This window comes from Methylobacterium aquaticum (genome assembly GCF_001043915.1).
Classification (GTDB): domain Bacteria; phylum Pseudomonadota; class Alphaproteobacteria; order Rhizobiales; family Beijerinckiaceae; genus Methylobacterium; species Methylobacterium aquaticum.
The window spans coordinates 1-1,838 of the sequence record NZ_LABX01000393.1; the positions used below are offsets into that span (position 1 = coordinate 1).

Consider the following 1,838-nt stretch of genomic DNA (forward strand, 5'->3'; position numbering starts at 1 on the left):
CCGCGTCGACGGCGGCGTTGAGCGCCAGCAGGTGGGGCTGGCGGGCGATCGCCTGCACGATGGTGATCTTCTGGGCGATGGTCTGCATCGCCTCGACGGCGCGTCCGACCGCGATGCCGCTGGCCTCGGCATCCTTGGCGGATTGGCGGGCGATGGCCTCGGTCTGGCCGGCATTCTCGGCGTTCTGCTTCACGTTGGCGGCCACCTGCTCCATCGAGGCGGAGGCTTCCTCGGTGGCGGCGGCCTGCTCGGTCGAGCCCTGCGACAGCTGCTCGGCCGAGGCCGACAGTTCCTGGCTGCCACCGGCAACCCGGCTGGCGGCATCCGCGACGTTGACGGCGAACGCCGTCAGGCTGTCGACCAGCGCATTGACCGCATCCTTCATGCGCTGATGATCGCCGTCGCAGTCGATAGCGACATGCTGTGTCAAGTCGCCGGCGCTGACCAGGCTGAGGACGCGGTTGCCCTCCATGATCGGCAGGATGATCGCATCGAGCATCCCGTTGATGCCGAGCACGAGCTTGGCGAAGTCCCCGACATAGCGGCTGGCATCGCCGCGTTCGCTCAGCCGTCCGGCCGTCGAGGCGGCGATCAAGTGCTGTATTTCGGAGGTGATCGCGCGCAGATTGGTGCGCAGCGTCTCGATCGTGTCGTTGATGAACGCCTTCTTGCCCGGGAACTGCTCGAGCGGGGCGTTGAAATCGCCTTCGCTGAACGCCTTGACGCAGGCCATGGCCTTCTTCTTCACGGCGATGTGGCCGGTCACCATGTCGTTGATGCCCTGCGCCATCACGGCGAAGTCGCCATGGAACCGATCGACGGGAACGAACACGTCGATATCGCCTTTGTCGTGCTCGGCCGACATGCTGGTCATGTCGGCGATCAAGCGCTTGAGGTTGCCCCTCAGCGTCTCGATCGTGTCGTTGATGAACGCCTTCTTGCCGGGGAATGCTTCGAGCGGGGCGTTGAAATCACCCTCGCCGAACGCCTTGACGCAGGCCATGGCCTTCTTCTTCACGGCGATGTGGCCGGCCACCATGTCGTTGATGCCCTGCGCCATCACGGCGAAGTCGCCGTTGAACCGATCCGTCGGCATCCGGACGTCGATGTCGCCCTTGTCGTGCTCCAACGTCATGCGCTCGATGCAATCGCCGAGGGAAACCGCCGGACGCGTCGCCTGTTCGAGGAGATGATTGACCGCAATCAAGATGTCTCTGGCATTCCCCGTCGCGACATCCGGGTTCGCTCGCGCAGACAGGTTGCCGCCGGCCAGGAGATGACCCAGTTGATTGATTTCCTCCAGGGCTGTTTGTGTCCTGGAGGATTTTTTCATTCCCATCAAGAGAGACATGGGCGCTCTTCCGCAAAAATGGGGCTCTTTATTGAGAGTGCCGGCGCATCCGAGCCACGATGTGACGCGCCGGCGGCTGATCGCCCTATGAGGCGCGCTTGAAGTCCTGGTCGCGGCTATCCTCGCCACTGCCCATGTCGAACGCGAAGCCGTTTCCGCGCAGACCATTGGCCTTGGGTTTGGCCACCGGGCGGGCCGCCCGGACGGGCGACTTCACGACGGCCGAGGGGGCGGCCGAGGGGGCGGCCATGCGGGCCGCCGTGGCGCGCAGTTGCGACACCGCCCCGTCGATCGGGCGCGCCGCTGCCGGAGCCTGCGTCCCGTCGATCCGGAAATACGCGATCGCCGCCTGGAGCGTCTCGGCCTGCGCCGCCAGCTCCTCGGAGGTCGCCGAGACTTCCTCGGAGGCGCTCGCATTCTGCTGCGTCACCTTGTCGAGCTGCTGGATCGCCTGGTTGATCTGGCCCGACCCGACATCCTGCTCGCG

At 65.5% G+C, this 1,838-nt stretch carries 1 protein-coding gene and 1 pseudogene; both read right to left on the reverse strand.

What is annotated here, in order from left to right:
- The coding region (locus VP06_RS32680; RefSeq protein ID WP_082167764.1) for a methyl-accepting chemotaxis protein at positions 1-1,351 on the reverse strand (1,351 nt) is incomplete at its 3' end.
- Between the two features lie 85 nt (positions 1,352-1,436).
- Positions 1,437-1,838 (reverse strand): annotated as a pseudogene (locus VP06_RS37565) (methyl-accepting chemotaxis protein); the annotation flags it as partial.